This is a genomic window from Oxynema mangrovii CENA135, assembly GCF_016632315.1.
Lineage (GTDB): Bacteria > Cyanobacteriota > Cyanobacteriia > Cyanobacteriales > Laspinemataceae > Oxynema > Oxynema aestuarii.
The window spans coordinates 1,283,175-1,302,430 of sequence record NZ_JAEOXH010000002.1 but is presented as its reverse complement, the minus strand read 5'-3'; the positions used below and the strand labels follow the sequence as shown (position 1 = coordinate 1,302,430).

The 19,256-nt window shown below is 52.8% G+C and carries 10 protein-coding genes and 1 pseudogene; 5 read left to right on the top strand and 6 right to left on the bottom strand.

Features of this window, described 5'->3' with window-relative positions; translation table 11 throughout:
* Positions 1-117: 117 nt before the first annotated feature.
* The 3 genes from JJD41_RS19230 to JJD41_RS19220 are packed head-to-tail and all read left to right on the top strand — an operon-like array spanning position 118 to position 8,209.
* The gene (locus tag JJD41_RS19230) at positions 118-6,018 is read left to right on the top strand and encodes an AAA family ATPase (RefSeq protein ID WP_370583888.1); all 5,901 of its coding nucleotides are present in this window, start codon (positions 118-120) and stop codon (positions 6,016-6,018) included.
* A 20-nt stretch (positions 6,019-6,038) separates the two neighbouring features.
* Complete coding sequence (locus JJD41_RS19225) at positions 6,039-6,434, top strand: response regulator (protein ID WP_168571243.1); 396 nt, start codon at positions 6,039-6,041, stop codon at positions 6,432-6,434.
* On the top strand, positions 6,431-8,209 hold the full coding sequence (locus JJD41_RS19220; protein WP_200669086.1) for an adenylate/guanylate cyclase domain-containing protein: 1,779 nt from the start codon (positions 6,431-6,433) through the stop codon (positions 8,207-8,209). Before JJD41_RS19225 ends, JJD41_RS19220 begins: the two co-directional genes overlap by 4 nt.
* A gap of 432 nt (positions 8,210-8,641) precedes the next feature.
* On the opposite strand, the gene JJD41_RS19215 is transcribed toward JJD41_RS19220, so the two are convergent.
* Entirely contained in the window at positions 8,642-9,226 is a 585-nt protein-coding gene (locus JJD41_RS19215) for a hypothetical protein (protein WP_370583887.1), read from the bottom strand.
* A gap of 237 nt (positions 9,227-9,463) precedes the next feature.
* Entirely contained in the window at positions 9,464-10,537 is a 1,074-nt protein-coding gene (locus JJD41_RS19210; RefSeq protein ID WP_200669084.1) for a RuBisCO accumulation factor 1, read from the bottom strand.
* A 156-nt stretch (positions 10,538-10,693) separates the two neighbouring features.
* On the opposite strand from JJD41_RS19210, the gene JJD41_RS19205 reads away from it, so the two are divergent.
* A complete protein-coding gene (locus JJD41_RS19205) occupies positions 10,694-10,981 on the top strand; it encodes a DUF3493 domain-containing protein (RefSeq protein ID WP_200669083.1) in 288 nt (95 codons plus the stop codon).
* Positions 10,982-11,065: 84 nt separating this feature from the next.
* Here the strand turns inward: JJD41_RS19205 and JJD41_RS19200 are convergent.
* Positions 11,066-12,136, bottom strand: a pseudogene (locus tag JJD41_RS19200) (RNA-guided endonuclease InsQ/TnpB family protein).
* Between the two features lie 621 nt (positions 12,137-12,757).
* A complete protein-coding gene (locus tag JJD41_RS19195; RefSeq protein WP_200669082.1) occupies positions 12,758-14,392 on the bottom strand; it encodes a DUF1565 domain-containing protein in 1,635 nt (544 codons plus the stop codon).
* 215 nt (positions 14,393-14,607) lie between these two features.
* Here JJD41_RS19195 and JJD41_RS19190 point away from each other — a divergent pair, with 215 nt between their 5' ends.
* On the top strand, positions 14,608-15,150 hold the full coding sequence (locus tag JJD41_RS19190; protein ID WP_200669081.1) for an alpha/beta hydrolase: 543 nt from the start codon (positions 14,608-14,610) through the stop codon (positions 15,148-15,150).
* 2 nt (positions 15,151-15,152) lie between these two features.
* Here JJD41_RS19190 and JJD41_RS19185 read toward each other — a convergent pair whose 3' ends face one another.
* Together JJD41_RS19185 and infB are read right to left on the bottom strand one after the other, a co-directional pair.
* Positions 15,153-15,980 carry a low-complexity tail membrane protein gene (locus JJD41_RS19185; RefSeq protein WP_370583886.1) on the bottom strand — a complete coding sequence of 276 codons (828 nt, stop codon included), beginning with the start codon at positions 15,978-15,980 and terminating at the stop codon, positions 15,153-15,155.
* 32 nt (positions 15,981-16,012) lie between these two features.
* Positions 16,013-19,114 carry a translation initiation factor IF-2 gene (infB, locus tag JJD41_RS19180; protein ID WP_200669079.1) on the bottom strand — a complete coding sequence of 1,034 codons (3,102 nt, stop codon included), beginning with the start codon at positions 19,112-19,114 and terminating at the stop codon, positions 16,013-16,015.
* Positions 19,115-19,256 lie beyond the last annotated feature (142 nt).

Here is a 19,256-nt window from a genome sequence, read left to right as displayed (position 1 = left end):
TTGAAGCTTTATCAATTTTATCCGGTTATTCTCCCAAATGATTTGAGAGATCGATCTGCTCCCCCGTCCTGTCACCGTCTCGACGAATGCTCGTATTGAATAAGGAGACTTCTGCTCGTGTTGGCTCTTGAAGGTTATCAGATTCTCGAAAAAATTTGTGAAAGTCTTTCATCTACGGTTTATCGAGGCATCCGAAAAACCGATCGGCGCCGCGTTATTTTAAAAGTTCTCAATAGTGAATATCCTACCCCAATTCAACTCAAGCGATATGAAAGAGAATACGAAATTCTCCAACTCTTTGATACGGCGTTAGTTTGCCAAGCTCTCGGTTTGGAAGCCTATGAAAATACCCTCGTCCTCATTATGGAAGATGTGGGAATTTCGCTCAAAGAAATTATCAAAACATCCCCATTAACTTTAGACGATCGCCTCAAATTAGCGATTCAAGCGTGCGAGGCGATCGGAGAAATTCACGGGGTTCACGTCATTCATAAAGATATCAATCCTTCTAACCTAGCGGTCAATCCGGAAACCGGAGAATTGAAGGCGATCGATTTCGGTTTGGCGACGGTTTTAACCCGAGAACATCCGACCCTTAAAAACCCTTCCATTTTAGAAGGAACTTTAACTTATATTTCGCCCGAACAAACGGGGCGGATGAATCGCTCTTTAGACTATCGTAGCGATTTTTATTCCTTCGGGATCGCCTTATACGAAATGTTTTCGGGACGAGTTCCTTTTGAGAGTGACGATGCGTTAGAGTTGGTTCACTGTCATATTGCTAAAACGCCGAAACCGTTGTGTGAATTAAACGCGATCGCCGATGGCAAACCGATCCCGGAAGCTATTTCTAAGATCGTGATGAAACTGCTGGCAAAAAATGCAGAAGAGCGCTATCAAAGTGCTTGGGGCATTAAAGCCGATCTCGAACGCTGTGCGGCAGAACTGCAAGAAAACGGCTCGATCGAACCCTTTTTTATCGGTCAATTTGACTTATCCGATCGCTTCCATATTCCACAAAAACTCTACGGTCGGCAAGTTCAAATTCAACAATTACTAGATACTTTTGAGCGAGTTGCCGCTCCGAATAATTTCCAAGCCCATATTACCTTTATCACCGGATATTCTGGAATTGGTAAATCTGCCCTCGTCGCCGAACTCTACAAGCCAATTACCGCCCGACGGGGCTATTTTATCACGGGTAAATTCGATCAATTTCAACGCAATATTCCCTATTCGGCAGTGGTACACGCCTTCAAACAGTTGGTGAAATACCTGTTAACGGAAAGTGAAGGGGAGTTAGCTCAATGGCGCCAAAAATTACTGACGGCGTTGGGAACGAACGCGCAATTAATTATCGATGCTATTCCCGAACTCGAAACCATTATTGGTCCACAGCCGCCCGTTCCCGATCTGGATCCGTCGGAAGCACAAAATCGCTTTAATTTTGTCTTTCAACATTTCATTCGGGTGTTTTGTTCTCCGGAACATCCGTTAACGATCTTTCTCGATGATTTGCAATGGGCCGATTCGGCGAGTTTGCACGCGATCGAGTTGATGTTGTCGGATCTCGAAACGCGACATCTATTTATTATCGGTGCCTATCGGCATCAAGAAGTTGGGGCGACTCATCTACTGCGGACGACCTTAGAAACCCTAGAAAAAGAAGGGATTCCGATCGCCAATATTCACCTCAAACCGTTGAACTTAAAGCAAATCTGCCAACTGATTGCCGATACCTTACACGACGAGGCCGAAGCGGTCAGACCGTTGGCGAAATTGACTTTACAAAAAACTGGAGGGAATCCTTTTTTTGTCAGTCAATTTTTAAAAACGTTACACGAAAAAGGGGCGATCGCCTTCGATTTCGATCGCCACAGTTGGCAGTGGGATCTCAAGCAGATTCAACAGACAAAAATTGCCGATAACATTGTCGAACTCACCCTCGAAAACCTCAAAAAATTGCCGCCGCTTACCCAAGACTTGCTCAAAATGGCCGCTTGTCTCGGTTCCAGCTTTCAAACCCAAACCCTGGCGCTGGTGAGCGATCGCCCGGAAGCGGAGATCGGACGGGAGTTGATGAGTGCAGTCCGTTCGGGGGCGATCGCGACGACGTGCGACTTCGACGATCGCGGCTACATTCGCGAGTATCAATTCACTCACGATCGCGTGCAGCAAGCGGCCTATGCGTCGATCGCCCCTCGGGAACGTGCGGCGATGCATTTAAAAATTGGGCGGTCTTTGTGGCAGCATACGGACAATTTAGCCGAAAATCTGTTTAAAATCGTCGATTGTCTCGATTTTGGCGTCGATTCGATTCACGATCGCCACGAACGGGAACGGGTGGCAGAACTCAACGCGATCGCCGGAGAGAAAGCCAAAGCCGCCAATGCTTACGCCGCCGCGATCGGCTATTTTAACGTGGGCCTGCAATTACTCAGTACCGATGCCTGGGAGCAATACTACGATCTCACCTTGCGACTCTACCGCGAAGCTGCCGAAGTCGCCTATTTAGCCGGAGACTACGATCGCCTCGAAGAATTGGCGGAGATCGTCTGCGATCGCGCTCGCACCTTGCTCGATCGCGTCAAAGTATACGAAGTAAAAATCGAAGCCTATAAAGCCCGAGGTCAAAACCGCGAGGCGATCGCGATCGCCCGTCCCCTCCTCCAGCAATTGGGTTTCGAGCTTCCGGAAGCGCCGACCCCGGAACAAATCGGTGACGTTCTCGAAACCACGGCTCGATGCTGGCGCGATCGCGGCGTCGAGAGCTTACGGGACCTACCGCCGATGCGCGACCCGGAACACCTCGCCGCCATGCGGATCGCCAACCGCCTGTTTGCCCCCATTTTTATCACCGTTCCCACCCTATTACCCGTGCTGGTGGGCAAACAAGTTCAGCTCTCGATCGCCCACGGCAATGCACCGTCTTCGTGCTATGCCTACGTCAATTACGGCTTAATTTTGTGCGGAATCGTCGGCGAGATCGAGATCGGCTATCAATTCGGTCAGTTAGCGCTCAAATCGATCGAGCCTCCCAATATGGCACAATATATCGCTCAAGTACGCGGCCCCTTCCACGCGGGGATCGCGATCGGCAAAGAGCATTTAAAAGACTCCCTCGCCCCCCTGCGTGCCGCCTACCAAAAAGGGTTGGAGTTTGGGGACTTGTATTATGCAACTACCTGCGCTTTTGTATACAGTCTCCACGGCCTTTTTTCCGGGGTCGAACTCGATCGCCTCGACTCACAAATTGCCGCCTATCGCGACGCGATTGCCCAACTGCAACAAACCACGACTTTAACTTATACATCAATTTACCACCAAACCCTTTTAAACTTAGTCCATCCGAGCGAAACTCCCTGGCAGTTGTGCGGCGATGCGTTCGACGAACGGCAGCAATTAGGCGTCATAGTTGAAACGAAGGATCGCTACGCCCTTTGTGCGATTTTCGTCAACAAGCTCTTCCTCGCTTACTTGCTCGACGGCTCGGCTGACTTGAGCGAGCTACTCGAAAACAGCGCCGAATATTTAGACGGAGCCACCGGAACCCTGTTAGTGCGCCTGTTCCATTTTTACGGCGCTTTAACTCGTTTAAAACTCTATCCATCGGCAACAGAAAAACAACGACAATCGCACCTCGAAGCCGTCGAATTGTCCTGTCAAAAATTGCAAAATTGGGCGGAATTTGCGCCGATGAACTACGCCCATAAATATCATCTTGTCGCGGCAGAACGGGCGCGAGTTTTGGGAGGAAAAATCGAGGCGATCGAACATTACGATCGCGCGATCGAACTGGCGCGCCAACATCAATATCTCAACGAAGAAGCCCTCGCCAACGAACGGGCCGCCCTCTTTTATCGAGACTGGGGTAAACCGAAAATCGCCCGGGTCTATCTCGCCGAAGCTTACTATGCTTATCAACGTTGGGGCGCGATCGCCAAAGTCAAGCAATTAGAACGACAGTATCCCGACTGGATCGATTCGTCAACGGGGATAGCACCTCGCCTCGGCGTCAACACGACCACGACCCACCATTCCACCGCCACCGAATCGATTAAAGCATTAGATTTCGCCACCTTTATGAAAGCCTCTCAAGCCATTTCCGGCGAAATCATTTTAGAAAAACTACTCGTCGAACTATTAAAAATTCTCCTGGAAAATGCCGGGGCGCAAGTCGGCTATTTAATTTTAGAAACTGACGGGGAACTGCTCGTACAAGCGCGCGGGGAACGAGAAGGGGAAGATATCGCCGTTTTGGAAGCGTTACCGTTGGGCGATCGCCTGCCTCAATCGGTAATTAACTACGTCGTTCGCACCAAAGAAACGATCGTCAAAACGAATGCGACTCGGGAAGGAAAATTTACCAACGATCCGTACATCCAAACCCATCAAATCCAGTCGATGCTGTGTGCGCCCTTGCTCGATCGCGGGCAGTTAACTGGGTTAATTTATCTGGAAAATAACTTAACCCCCGGCGCTTTTACCCCGGAACGAGTCGAACTGTTGCAATTACTATCTTCCCAGGCGGCGATCGCGATCTCCAACGCCAAACTGTACCAACAAGTGCGCCAAAATCAACAACAACTCAACCAATTTCTCGAAGCGATTCCCGTCGGCGTTTTCGTCGTCACCGCCCAAGGAGAACCCTTTTACGCCAACCGACGCGCCCAAGAAATCCTCGGACAGGGAATTATTCCCCAAACCCAAAGCGATCGCCTCGGGGAGGTCTATCAAACTTACGTCGCCGGAACCGATCGCCTCTATCCCAACGAACGCAACGTCGTCCTACGCGCCTTGAAAGGAGAAACCGCCACCATAGACGACGCCGAAATTCACCAACACGGGAAAATTATCCCCATCGAAGCCTCCTGCACCCCGATTTACGACGGCGACGGTAAAATTGTCTACGCGATCGCCGCGTTTCAAGATATCACCCAGCGCAAACAAGCGGAACAATTACTCGCCGAGTACAACCGCACTCTGGAACAGCAAGTCGCCGAACGCACTCAAGAATTACAGCAAACCCTCGAATATCTGCAAGCCACTCAGCAAGAACTGATTCAATCGGAAAAAATGGCCGCTTTAGGCCAACTCGTCGCCGGAGTCGCCCACGAAATCAATACACCCCTGGGCGCCATTCGCTCCAGTGCGGGCAATATGGCCAAATTTCTCAATCAAAGCTTGGAAGAACTACCCGGGATCTTCCAATCCCTCTCCCCGGAACAAACCCGGGAATTCCTGGATCTGTTGAGTCGTTCCCTGCAACAAGAAAACACCTTGTCCGCCCGCGAAGAACGCAAACGGCGGCGCGCCTTAGTCGGCGAACTCGACGCACGATCCATCGAAAATAGTACCCATCTCGCCGATACCCTCGTGGATATGGGGATTTACGAGAATATCGACGAATTTTTCCCGTTATTTGAACGTCCCGACAGTCCCCACATCGTCGATCTCGCCTACAAACTGTCCGGACTGCAAAAAAGTACGACCCGCATCGAAATGGCGACGGAACGCGCCTCGAAAGTCGTGTTTGCGCTCAAAACCTACGCCCGTTACGACAGCAGTGGCGAAACAATGCTCGCGGATTTGAGTGAAAGTATCGAAACGGTTTTGACCTTATATCACAACCAGATCAAACACGGGGTCGAAGTCGTCCGCGATTACGAAACTCTGCCCCCCATTCCCTGTTATCCGGACGAACTCAATCAAGTTTGGACGAATTTGGTTCATAACGCCTTACAGGCGATGGACTATCGCGGTACTCTGACCGTGGCGATCGCCCGGGACGGCGATCGGGCCAAAATTACCATTGGCGATAGCGGACCGGGAATTCCCGAGGAGGTCTTACCGAAAATCTTCAATCCCTTTTTCACGACCAAACCCCCCGGCGAGGGTAGCGGTTTGGGACTCGATATCGTCAATAAGATCGTGCAGAAGCATTCCGGTAAGATTGAAGTGGAAACTCGACCGGGTTCGACCTGTTTTCATGTTTTTCTTCCTTTAGAGCCGCATTAGAACTTATGGAGGCGTTGACCATGTCAAAACCCGTTATTTTATGTGTCGATGACGAAAAAGTTGTGTTAGACAGTCTCAAAAGCCAACTCAAGCAAGCCTTCGGAGATAAGTATTTTTACGAAATGGCCGAAGATGGAGCCGACGCCCTCGACGCGATCCAAGAACTCATGGAAGATAGCATCCCGATTGTCATGATTGTTTCCGATTGGCTGATGCCGGGAATGAAAGGAGATGAGTTGTTAATTCGCATTCACCAACAATATCCGAACATCGTTAAAATCATGCTCACGGGTCAAGCCGAACCCTCGGCGATCGAACGAGCGAAACAAGAAGCCAATTTAAGTTTTTGTTTGCACAAGCCTTGGTCTGAAGAGGAATTAGTAACGGCAATTCAAGCTAGTTTAGCAAAGTTATGACGAAACAAGTCATTGTTTGTGTCGATGACGAACCGACAGTGTTGAGAAGCTTAAAAGCCGAACTCAAAGAAGCCGTCGGTGCCGATTATTTAATTGAAATTGCCGAAGGAGGCGAAGATGCGTTGGAGTTGGTTGAGGAATTACTCGAAGATGGTTATGAAATTCCCCTAATCGTTTCCGATCATATCATGCCGGATATTAAAGGAGACGAACTGTTAAAAAGAGTTCACGAAATTTCTCCATCTACGTTGAAAATTATGCTCACGGGTCAAGCCAGTATCGAAGCCGTGGGCAATGCCATTCAATATGCCCGCCTCTATCGTTATATTGCTAAACCTTGGCAGGCAGAAGATTTAAAACTGACGGTCAAAGAAGCGATTAATAGTTATTTTCAAGAAAAGAAATTAGCCGAACAAAACGTCCAACTCCAAAAAATGAACGAAGAGTTGGAACAGTTAAACCGAGAACAGGCGGCGTTAATTGCCAAGTTACACGAAAAGGAAAATCGCCTGACCCAGTTTTTAGAGGCGATGCCCGTTGGCGTGTTTGTGGTCGATCGCGATGGCCAGCCTTATTATATTAACTCTCGCGCCCAACAACTGCTCGGACGGGGGGTGGTGTCTAATACAGTTTTAAGTGAAATTCGCTCGATTTATCAGGTCTATTTGGCCGGAACGGAGCAATTATACCCCGAACAGAGCGATCCGTTATTGCAAACCTTGCGGGGGAAGAGTATGACTGTGGATGATATGGAAATTCACCACGGCGATCGCGCGATCCCCATTGAAGTTTGGGGAACGCCGATTTACGACGATGAAGGTCAAATTGCTTACGGGATTGTCGCCTTTAACGATATCAGCGATCGCAAGAAAGCCGAAGCAGAACGGCAGCAGTTTATTCAAGAACTTTTTGAACTCAATACCAACTTAGAACTGGCGTTAGATTCCGAACTCAAATTGACCGACGCCGCCAGTCGCTTCGTCCCGAACGAGTTTCTTTCGTTTCTCGGTTACGAAAGTATTGCCGAAGTAAAATTAGGCGATAGCATAGAACAAGAAATGTCCGTGTTTTTCTCCGATATTCGCGACTTTACTACCCTATCGGAGACGATGACGCCGGAAGATAACTTTAAATTTATTAATGCGTATTTATCGAGAATGGAACCCGCGATCGTCGATAATCAGGGGTTTATTGATAAGTTTATCGGCGATGCGATTATGGCCTTGTTTGGCGGGGAAGCCGACAATGCAGTGAAAGCGGGCATTTCGATGCTGCATTGCTTACACGATTATAACGAACATCGCGATCGCTCCGGCTATTTACCCATTTCTATCGGCATCGGTATTAATACCGGACGCTTGATGCTCGGAACCGTCGGCGGATCGTTAAGAATGGACGGTACTGTGATTAGCGATGCGGTTAATTTGGCTTCGCGACTGGAAGGGTTAACCAAAAATTACGGCGTCTCTTTACTGATTTCTCATCATACTTATTCTCGCTTACATAACGCCGACGATTATGCAATTCGCCTGATCGATCGCGTCAAAGTCAAAGGCAAATCGGAAAGCGTCACGGTCTACGAAGTTTTTGATGCCGACTTGCCGAAATTAAAAGCTGGAAAACTCGCCAGTCTCGATCGCTTTGCTAAAGCGTTGGATCTCTACAATCGCCACGTCTATCGCGAAGCTGCGGACCTCTTTCAAGCCTGTTTGGAACTCGAACCCGGCGATACGGTCGCGCAGATCTATCATAACCGAGCTTGCGATCGCCTTTAAAGCCCTGTTTTTATCGATCCGATCCCCCGCCGTTGACACGACACCCGACAGGGGACTCGGGACGACGTTCGCGGTGGTGCTTCCCTGTGCTGCTCGCAAGTTCTACTAAATTGTGGAAAACTTGCCTACGGACGTTGAAAGGCTGTGGAAAACTTGGGGAAAGATTGGGGAAAACTCGGGGAAAATACAAAATTTCCCACGGGCGTTCGCGTAGCGTCTTGAAAGGAGCATTGCGGCAGATCTCCCCTCGGATCGAAACAATCGGGGGTTTTCCACAGGTTTTCCACAGGTGGTGGGGCAGGCGTTCCCCCCAAATCCGGGAAAGATCGGTGATTTTCCACAAGTTCCACAATGGAGGATCCGGGGAAGCATCGATTTCTAAAAACCTGTCTCCAGCCCCAGGGGTGGCGCCTCCAGGACGCGATCGTGCTTTCAAACGGGCGATCGTCGTTCGTCGAGGATCTTCACCCAGTGCTCGATTCCCTTGCGCGTCGGCTGACCCGTGGCGGTAAAGGTCCACAGATCTTGTTTGTATTGGGAACTATAACTCACGTGGATCGGGCGATCGCTGCCGTAGAAATAGAGAGAATCAAAAGGTAATCGCGCTGCTAATATCCAATCGACCACGCGATCGCTCCCCACATTGAGAATGCGAAAGTCGCAGGCGGCCCCCAATCGAGGACAGTAATAATCGCCGTTGCGATTGCGTTCGCAGGCCATGTGTTGGTCGAGACGGGGCGCCACGCGCCCGTTTTTTTTACCCGTTGTCGGGTCTTTTCGTTCTAAAAAACGTTTTAAATTTTTAGAACAAAAACCGTAAGTCAGTTGGAAGTTCTCGAACCCAAACTGTTCGATGGTCGGATCGAGAATTTGTTCGTTTAAAGCGATTAAAGCGGGTAAAGTTTCTTCGAGATTGTCGGGATAAGGATTGATGCGATCGCGATATTTTTGATAAGTTTGGCTGCAGGTGCAAAAGGTTTCTAAGGTCAAATATTTGAACGAATAAGAAACGCTCATCGGCTGCATGTTTCGGCTGAATGGATCGAGTCGATCCCCTCCAAACCTATAAAAAAAGGGAAGTTTTACAGGGGCTTTGCCGTTATTCAATCGACGGACGATCGCGATGGTCAACAGGATGAGGTAGAGAATCCTGAAGTCCCCCTTTTCAAGGAATATTTAGGGGGATCTTCCCTCATAAGATTGAGAAATGCTCGATCGACGATCGCTGAATCGAGGAATCGAGCAGAAAGCGCTTTACTCGTCAATTTGCCACGGTTCGGCGGTAAAGACTTCGTCCAAGATTCTTTTCGGACGCAGGACGAGAATTAACTGACCGAGTAAGCGAGTTTCCGGTTGGGTTTCAAACCACTGTAATTCTAATTGACCGTTTTGTTCGATTAAAAAATAAGCGTCGTCTCGCCACTGGCGCTGGCGGCGATCGACGATCGCTAGTGTACGTTCGACTTTTCCCGGTAAGGGGTTCGGAAGGCGATCGCTCGCACAGGCGATCGCGACGGGATCTTCGGCTTTGAGAATGACTTGCCATCCCGGAATCGAGACCCAGGCGGCGTTTCCGCTCGATTTGACGATTCCGAACGGTCCGATCTCTTCGAGAATCGGAACGGCTTTGAGATCCTCGGCGGTTAACGGAAATTCGCCGACCACGGGGATCGTGCGCGGGAGTTCGTCGGAGGACTCCAGCCGGAACAGGGGCAGACGGGGGGCGCTGCGGCTTTTGACGACAGTGAAATCGGTGAGCAAGTCTTGCAATTTTTGGCGGGCGCCCTCGGTTTCGGCGTAGTTCAAGCCTTTGGCAATCAGGCGCGATCGCTCCTGCAGGTCGGACTTCTGGCGGGCGTGTTTCCAGCACTGATAGGCGATCGCCTCCCCGGGTCCGGGACTGAAACCGTCGGGAAATTCGGAAAATCGCGAGTATTCTTTGAGCGCTTTGGCAATTTCGTGGGCCTCGTCGGCGTTGAATTGGTGTTTGAGGATAAAATCTGCCGCCGCCGCGCGATCGTCTTGGGTGAGGATCCGCAGTTCGTAGAGAATATCGCTGGCTTTCTGTTGAAAATAGGCTTGGGTGGCGTCGGCGGCGCCCCCGGCGACGATCGAGGCGTAGACTTGGGCGCCGACAATAATTTGATTTTGCTGGATCGGCTCGAATCCAGTTTCTTCAAAAATCTGCTGGGGACTGTAGCCCGCTTTTTGCAAGGTTTGACAGTGTCGCGCCCACTCCACCCAGGTTCCCTCTTTGCGACGCAGGGCTTGGAATAGCGGGTCGGGAGCGATTTCGGCGGTGGGTTGTTCGGGGGGTGTGTTCGTCATAAGGCACTATCGAGGGTCTTCCAAAATTTATCAGTTTATTGGCGATGTTCGTCAATGCGATCGCCGATCGCGTCGGCGCCGGACTCGAACCGCCACCGGGGGCGATCGCGATCGGATTCTTTAAAATAAAAGGGCAAATTTTGACAGGTGCATGTTATGTCCGATCCCCATTCCGATCGCCCTCGCCATCGCCCTAAAGGCGCCCGCGATCTCGATCCCGAGAAATACGCCCGTTTGAAAGCGGAGGTCAAAGCTCCCTATCGGGGACTGCGCAAGTTCATTTACGGGGTCTGTGCGGCGTCCGGGGCGATCGGCGCCTTTGTCTTTTTCGCCAAACTGCTCGCCGGACGAGACCTCAGTTCGACGGTCCCGAATTTCTTCTTTCAACTCGGGGTCGTCGCGTTGATGGTCTGGCTGTTTCGCATCGACCGGGAACGGAACTAGACCGCTCTCTAAAACTTACTCAAACTTAATCATTTGATGTTTAGTTCCTAGCTTGGATCTTCCAAGACCTTTCCATCACTAGGCTTACACGGCTGAGCTCTCCGCGTTTTCTACATTAATTGCCGCATTTAAGTCACGATCTATGGAGACGTGACAGTTCGGACAATCATACTGTCTTTTGTCCAGGGGCATTTTTTGTCGGTGTCCGCAGTTAGAGCAGATCTGCGAACTGGGATACCACGGGTCAATCAATGTTAATTTGCCCCCATACCACTCGCATTTATATTCAAGCTGACGACGGAACTCATAAAACCCACCATCCGCAATCGCACCAGCCAGCTTGTGATTTTTGAGCATTCCTGACACATTTAAGTCTTCAATTTTTACTTCGCCGTGGTTTTTGGCTAAGTAAGTTGTTAACTTGTGTAAATGGTCCGCTCTAATATCGGCGATCCGTCTGTGGGCCTTAGCTAACTTGAGTTGCGTTTTTTCTCGGTTTTTACCTCCTTTTTGACGGCGGCTTAGTTCTTTCTGGAGTTGGGCTAGTTTTTTCTTGGCCTGGCGATAAGCTTTTGGATTGGGATAGGTTTTACTATCGCTCAGGGTGGCGAGAGTTTTAATTCCTACATCTACCCCAATCCGCTCTCTTATTTTTGGTGTGACCTGGGGTTCAAAATCAATTTTGAAGGCAATATACCAGTCCCCTGCTCGTTTACTTATCGTGACGTTTTTAGGATGGACTGGCGGTAACTGTTCGTGGCTTTTTACCCAACCGATCCGAGGTAGCTTCACCCGATCGCCGGAAACTTTAATGCTTCCTTCCAGGTAAAAACTATCTTTGATATTCTTTTTCTTAAACTTGGGGAAACCTGTTCCTTTGACTTGTCCAACTCGCTTAAACGCTTGATTGAGGTGACGCAACGCTTCTTGCGGGCTACATTTGGAGACTTCATCGGACCAAGGATTCTGACGTTTTACCTCGGCGACTCATCTTTTGTGTAAGTCTATGGCACTCGGGAGTTTATCTCCGGCTTCTAATATTTCCTTACAGGTAGCCAGTCCCCAATTCCAAGCGGGTCGAGCTACTCCTGCGTGTTTCGCCATCAGCGTTCGTTGTCGGTTATTTAAGTCTAGCTTGGTCTTAAAGCTTTTCACTCACTTTTTAACTCCTCAACCATCTTTGGGTTCGGCTCACTTCGGCTACCATAAAGACTAGCAGAAAACAATGGAGATGGTGAATCCGCGATTTTTGCGGCTTCGGCGATTCTAAACTTACTCAAATTTTTGTTTTAGCATAAAAAATGAGTAAGGTTAAGAAACTTTAGGTAGAAATTGAAACCCTGTTTTTAACCCCAGGATTCACCGGGGGAGTCGGTCTCTCTCGGCTGAATGGGGCGATCGGTGGACATTTTGTATTTTACTTTACACTCATTTATGAAAATTAATGATATGCCTCGGCATTTGTTTATGTTGTAAACCGAGGGTTCAAATGGCTTTTCAGGGGTGCAAGTGTTTGTCTATCTAGCTTTTAGCCGTTGGTAACTCGGCGATCCCCGGTCATTCAGTTAAAAAAATAAAGAAAATATTACGAAATTTAGTATTTCGCTATAAATGAAGTCATAATAAAGGCGTTGCAGTTCAAATGGGGTCAGCTCATATATAGACCCTAACCATAAAAGCTCTGATAGTCAGCACGGGACGCCAGCATCGCGCGTATGAAGATGCTGGCGTCCCGTGTTTTTGGGTGGCGATCGCCGGAATCCGGCGGCGAACCCGTCAAGGAAGGCGAACTAAATAAGGAGAGGAGATCGGTTCGGCTTCACCCGCGTTGACGAGGGCCTGATAGACAAAGGCGGCGACTTCGGCGCGGGTCGCTTCGCGATTGGGATTGAGGCGATCGCGCAGGGGATAGTTGACCACCAAGCCCTTAGCCGTGGCCCCCGCGATCGCCGTGGTCGCCCAATCGGGGATCGCCGAGCTATCTTGATAAACCGACAGCACCCCGGTCTCGTTCGAGCGCCAGTCCAAACCACTGACCAGGGCCACCAGCACCTGTACCCGAGGGATCTGCTGCTGGGCGCGGAATTCGTTGTTGGGGTATCCCCGCAGAAATCCGCCCCGACAGGCGTTTAAAATCGCGTTGAAGCCCCAGAAACGGCTCGAAACGTCAGAAAAGGCCGAACACGACTGGCTCGCCGTGGGGGAGAAGGCTTGGTTGATAATCGCGGCAAACTGAGCGCGGGTGACAGGTTCGTTGGGGCGGAAGGTGCCGTCTTCAAATCCGGCGATAATTTTTTTGCTGGCGAGGGCTTCGATGTAGGGTTGAGCCCAGTGACCGACGACGTCGGGAAAACCGCGATCGACGATGACGGCGACGAAATCGACGGCGCCGGAGATGCGATCGCGATCGATGTCGTTCCCGACGGCGACGATCGTATTGCTGGGAGTGGCGTTATAGAGGTCGTAACGACCGTTATCGCGAATGTAGTTCTTGCCAGAATCTTCTGCCGTTCCCAAGTTCGGCGCCGCGTCGGCGATCGCCACGATCCCGTCGCGGACGTTATTGGTAATCGTGTTTTCTCGTAAAATCGGTTTCGCCGAACCGGAGACCACGATCCCGTCATTGTTGCGGGTGATGCGGTTGTCTTCAATTCGCGGCGCCGCATCGCCGCCAATGGCAATCCCAAATCCAGTTTGGTCGAAGACGTTCCCGCGAATGATTCCAGTGGCGGTCCGCACGATCGAAATCCCGTTACCGTTGTTTTGAATGAAGACATTGCCTTCAACGGTCGGATTGGCGCTTCCGGTGATGAAGATCCCGTCGCGCAAGCTGTTGGTAAAGGTATTGTTGGCGATCGTCGGGGCGCTCGATTCGATCCACAATCCGGTTCCCCGACTGCGAGGATTGCTCAGGGTGACGCCGCGAAGGGTACTGCCATTTTTGGCGATGACCGTGGAACTCTGGCGGGCGAAGCTGGGACTGATATGGTCGCCGCCGCCGACGACGAGGGTGGTTTGACCTTTGGTGGTTTCGTCCCCGCGCAAGGTGACGCCGGAGGGGAGGACGATCGGAAAGGTTTCTCCGGTATCGGCGCTGTAGGTTCCCGGTGCGAGTTGAATGGTGGCGGGGGTGTTGAGTTGGCTGAGGGCGTAGGTAATCGAGCGGTAGGGGGCGCCTTGGCTTTCTCCGGCTCCGGGGGTATCTCGACCCAAGGCGGAGTTGACGTAAATGACGGTGGTGTTGGAGGAGTTTTGGGCGAGGGGAACCGGGCGATCGAGCGATCGCGCCGGAGGGGCGACCCCGATCGAGGCGCCGAGGGGCGTGGCGAGCAGCAGTACGGTGGCGAACAGGCGCCAGCTCCCCCGTGAGGGGGTCAGGGATGGCGAGGTCGGGGTGTTGGGGTAGGTCATTGAAGATCGAGATCGAGATCGGGAGGTGAACAGAGTGTCATCGTAATTTTTCGAGGCGATCGGGGCCAAATCCTGAGAACTCGTTCGGGACAATTCCCGTCTATGAGGACGGGCGTGTTAGGATCGAGCCTCGCACGGCGCGCCCCCGCGCGGGTTTGGGGCGATCGCCCCACGGCGTTCTAGAGTGTGGATTAATCGTTGATTAAAGTATGGTGATGAACAAAATGCACTTTCCTCGGTGGATTGAGGGGGGGCGCTGGCCCCGGGCGATCGCCCTGACGGTTGCGTTGTGGGCGATCGGCAGCACCCAGGCGGTTTCGGCGGCCCAACGGATCGTCTTACTTTACGGACCGATGCGCGCGCCGATTTCCGTGGCGGAATTGAGCGATTTCGCCCGTACCGGAGAGCTGTCCCCGGCGTTGTCGGGCTATTTGGGACTGGCGAATCAGGAACCGGAGAAAGTGCGCGAGCATTTGACGAAATCGGTGCAAGTTAAGGCGGTCTTGCTCGATCGCGTTCTCAACCACCAACTCGGCGAGCGGCTCCTACGACAGGTGGGCCGAGGGTTACGGACGCCCTCGGGAGAACGCAACGAACAGGCGTTGAGAGCGGCGCTGGTGCTGTCGGCGAGCGACGATGACGAGATTCACTTGATGGAGATTTTGGAGAATTATCCGGCAGAATCTTTAGAAGTCGATTTGGCGGAAATGTCGCGTTTATATCGCAAATTGCAGTTTTTAGAACGCTTGAATCTCTAGGCTCACTCGGAGGCGGGACGGTCTTCGTCGGCGGGGGAGGGTTCGGCGTCGGCAGTGGTAGGGGATGAGGGGGGCATCGCCGCGACCAGTTCCGGCAAGAGGCGATCGACGTCGAAACCGAACAGGCTGAAGTTTTGGGGAATTTGTTCGACGGGGAACGGTTCGACATCCTCAAACTCGTTTTGTTCGGCGAGCATGACGCCGAGAACGCTGACGGGGACTTGAATGAAGAGGTGGGCGGCGAGTAAGGAGATCGCGGCGATCGCCAGACCCAGCAGGCGCCAGGACGGCAGCCAGTCGGCGATCCCGCTCGCGGCGGGGGCGGAGCGATACAAGAACCAGGCGGCGGCGATCGGCACGACGGGAACGATGAGGGCTAAGAACCGATTTTGACCGCGTTTGAACAGGGTCAGCAGGCGACGTTGGGCGTCGGTCAGGCGGATGGGTTTGAGGGCGACGACTAAGATACTGAAGATATAAAACGGTCGCGACCACTGCATCCAGACAACGGGGAGGACGGCGATCGCGACGGGGAGAGAGAATTCTAACCAGACGGGAAGGATCGGGTCGCCGAGGGCAAAGCCTATCCAGCACAGTTCTAGGAATAGGGGCAGGGCGGCGATCCCCGCCAGATGGATCCACAGGAAGGGGTCAAACCAGAAAGCACGCATGGATGAAAGGGGGTGACTCGTCGATAAGGGTTCGTCCGGGAAGCCGAGACGATCGGAAACTGCCCTTTTTATACCATTTCGCGTCCGCGATCGCGAGGGACGGCGCCGCTTTCGGAGGCGAGCAGCCCACGGAGAACGCCCCCGAGTGCTTGAAACCACACTCGGGGGCGTTGGATGGACGGCGATCGCCCTTAGTTCGGCGAAAGGGTGCGACGCTTGGCGACCAGGCGATAGGCTTCGATGATGTCGCCTTCCTCCCAATCGCTGAAGCGATCGATCCCGATGCCGCATTCAAAGCCGCTATTGGCCTCTTTCACGTCATCTTTGACCCGTTTGAGGGAGTCGAGGACGCCTTCGTAGACCACTTGATTCTGGCGGCGGACCCGCACTTTGGCATTGCGAATCATCTTGCCATTTTGGATATAGCACCCGGCGACGGCACCGCGTCCGACGGGGAAGACGGCGCGCACTTCAGCTTCGCCGATCGCCTCCTCGACCATTTCCGGTTCGAGCAGACCTTCCATCGCCCCTTGGATGTCGTCGAGCAGCTTGTAGATGATGTTGTACTCGCGAATGTCCACCCCACTGCGATCGGCAGCTTGGCGGGCCCCCGTCGCCAGAGTGGTATTGAACCCGATAATGACCGCATCGCTAGCGGCGGCCAAATCCACGTCCGTTTCGCTGATTTCCCCGGGAGCGGAGAGCAGCACCCGCACTTGCACCTCGTTTTGGGGAAGCTGGCGCAAGGAGCCGAGAATCGCCTCGACGGAGCCTTGAACGTCGGCTTTGAGAATCAAGTTGAGTTCCTTGAGTTCTCCTTCCTGAGCGCGGGCGCTGAGGCTGTTGAGAGTGACCCGGCGGGAGGCCATCGCTTGCTGCAAGCGCGATTGACGGCTTTCTTCGGCGCGAGAATCGGCCACGGCGCGGGCTTCTTTTTCGTTACCGAAGACCTCGAACTCGTCTCCGGCGGCGGGAACGTCGCCCAAGCCGAGAACTTCGACGGCGAAGGACGGACTGGCGGCTTCGACGCGCTGACCGCGATCGTCCACCATTGCCCGGACTTTACCCATGGCGGATCCGGCGACGAGGATATCGCCGACGCGCAGGGTGCCGTTTTGAACCAGTAAGGTCGCCACCGGGCCTTTGGCTTTGTCTAAGTTGGCTTCGATCACCGTGCCTTTGGCGGGGCGATCGGGGTTGGCCATCAGTTCTTCGATTTCGGCCACCAGGACGATCATTTCGAGCAGGGTGTCGAGGTTTTCGCCTTTGATAGCACTCAACGGCACCATAATCGTATCGCCGCCCCATTCTTCGGGAACCAGACCGTGTTCGCTCAGTTCTTGTTTGACGCGATCGCTCTGGGCCCCTTCTTTGTCAATTTTGTTGATCGCCACCACCAGGGGAACCTCGGCGGCGCGCGCGTGACCGATCGCTTCGAGGGTTTGGGGTTGCACGCCGTCGTCGGCGGCGACCACCAGCACGGCAATATCGGTCACCCGGGTACCTCGGGCGCGCATGGCGGTAAAGGCTTCGTGACCGGGAGTGTCGAGGAAGACGATCTGGTGGATGGCGTCGTTATGCTCGACATCGACGTGATAGGCGCCGATATGCTGGGTGATCCCCCCCGCTTCGCCCTGAGCGACTTTGGTTTTGCGGATGGCATCGAGCAAGGTGGTTTTCCCGTGGTCTACGTGACCCATGATCGTCACCACCGGGGGACGGGACTGGAGATTTTCCAGATCGTTGGCGTCGAGCATTTCGCTGACTTTCTTCGCCTCGGATTCGGCTTCGGCAGTTTCGACTTCGACGCCGAGTTCTTCGGCGACCATCTTCGCCGTCGGAATGTCGAGGGTTTGGGTGACGTTGACTGCTATACCCTTGAAGAAGAGAATTTTGACAATTTCGGTTTCGGCGGTTTCCAACTCGGTAGCCAACTCTCGCACGGTGAGGGCTTGGCGCAAGACCAGATGTTCCGGACGTTGTTTTTTCTCGGCTTTGTCCTGGCGCCGTCCGCGATGCCGCGAGCCACTGTCGCGAGTGGGACTAGATTTTTTGCTTTTCGGCGCGCTACTCGGCCCCGACGTGCCTTGTCGCGGCCCTTGGCTGGTTTTGGGTTTGTTGGGACGGGCAGTTGACAAGCTGACATCGATCGCGGCGGACTGCTTGTCGTTGTCGAGGTCCAATTCTTCCTCGTCTTCGTCATCGATGGGTTTGGTCCGCCGTTTCGATTTCGACCCAGTTTTCGAGGTTTTCCCGGGAAACTCTTGGATGTCTTCTTCTTCTTCCTCGTATTTTTTAGAGCGTTTCGGGGGACGCGGCGGCGTCGGTCGCTTGAGTTTGAGACCCTCGGTTTCGATCTCTTCATCCACGGAGCCTTCTTCGTCAAAGCTTCGCCCGGCGCCGGGGCGATCGCCACTGGCGGCTACCTCTTCGTCTCCTTTGCCTTTGCTCGGGCGCGGACGCTGCAATTCGGGAACGGATTCCGGTTTGCGCTTGGCCTGCTTCGGCGCGCGATCGCCCGAAGACTCTGCCGAAGCGGCAGGCGCCTCGCGCTCTTTCCCCGGGATCCCTTCGTCGGATTTTTTCGGGGAACTCGGCGACCCGGCGCCGTCGCCTTTGGTCTTTTTAAGAATCGGTTTTTCTTTGAGCGGAGCCGATGTCGAGTCCGACGCCGTCGTCGGTGGGTTCGGTCGGGTCGGCGGTCTTTTGAGTTGAGGAGATTCTACGTCGGAACTCGTCGTTGCTTCCGATCCCGACTCGGTGTCGTCGGTTTCAGTGGAGGCTAACTGCGGCTTCTGGAGCGCAGATAATTCTTCGGGTGAGGGTTCTGAGGGTTGATGCACGTCTTCTTGCGAACTGGTTTCACTCGGTTTGGCATAAACCGGACGATCCATCGTCGTCACTTCACTCGGGGAAGCGGGAGATGGCGGTTGGGGCGCGCGAGCGGGGGCTTCGTCCGCCGAGGGGGTCTCGGCCCGTTGGTTTTTGTCCCCGCGCGATTTGTGCTTGCGAATTTCCAAAATTTGTTGTTTTTTCTTGCCCTCAGCCGAACCGCCGGATTCGGCGGCGGCTTTGGAGCGGTGCGCTTTTCCCGAACCCGAGGTTTTGGCTTCGGGATGAGCGGCTACGTACTTGTCGGAATAGGCGCGAATGCGATCGGCCTCATCTTCTGAAATCGTACTGCTATGACTTTTGACGGCTATGTTTAGCTGCTCGCAAACTGCCAAAATGTCTTTATTTTCCAAATTTAATTCCCGTGATAACTCGTATATTCTGACTTTGCCGTTGTTCATAAAACCTCCTTCCGGCGACTCCCTGTCTTTCCTTGGGTTAGTGTTGGCGCGCTCGGGGCGCTGGGCGCTCGCGGACGCATGTCGAGTGAAGACTCAGGATCCTAGGGGATGAAAACTCGCGAACGGTCGGACAGTGGCGTCG

Excerpts from the sequence above, each read along its gene's own strand:
- JJD41_RS19225 (WP_168571243.1), top strand. The coding sequence starts at position 6,039 with ATGTCAAAACCCGTTATTTTATGTGTCGATGACGAAAAAGTTGTGTTA.
- JJD41_RS19220 (WP_200669086.1), top strand. The coding sequence starts at position 6,431 with ATGACGAAACAAGTCATTGTTTGTGTCGATGACGAACCGACAGTGTTG.
- JJD41_RS19215 (WP_370583887.1), bottom strand. The coding sequence starts at position 9,226 with ATGAGCGTTTCTTATTCGTTCAAATATTTGACCTTAGAAACCTTTTGC.
- JJD41_RS19210 (WP_200669084.1), bottom strand. The coding sequence starts at position 10,537 with ATGACGAACACACCCCCCGAACAACCCACCGCCGAAATCGCTCCCGAC.
- JJD41_RS19205 (WP_200669083.1), top strand. The coding sequence starts at position 10,694 with ATGTCCGATCCCCATTCCGATCGCCCTCGCCATCGCCCTAAAGGCGCC.
- JJD41_RS19195 (WP_200669082.1), bottom strand. The coding sequence starts at position 14,392 with ATGACCTACCCCAACACCCCGACCTCGCCATCCCTGACCCCCTCACGG.
- JJD41_RS19190 (WP_200669081.1), top strand. The coding sequence starts at position 14,608 with ATGAACAAAATGCACTTTCCTCGGTGGATTGAGGGGGGGCGCTGGCCC.
- infB (WP_200669079.1), bottom strand. The coding sequence starts at position 19,114 with ATGAACAACGGCAAAGTCAGAATATACGAGTTATCACGGGAATTAAAT.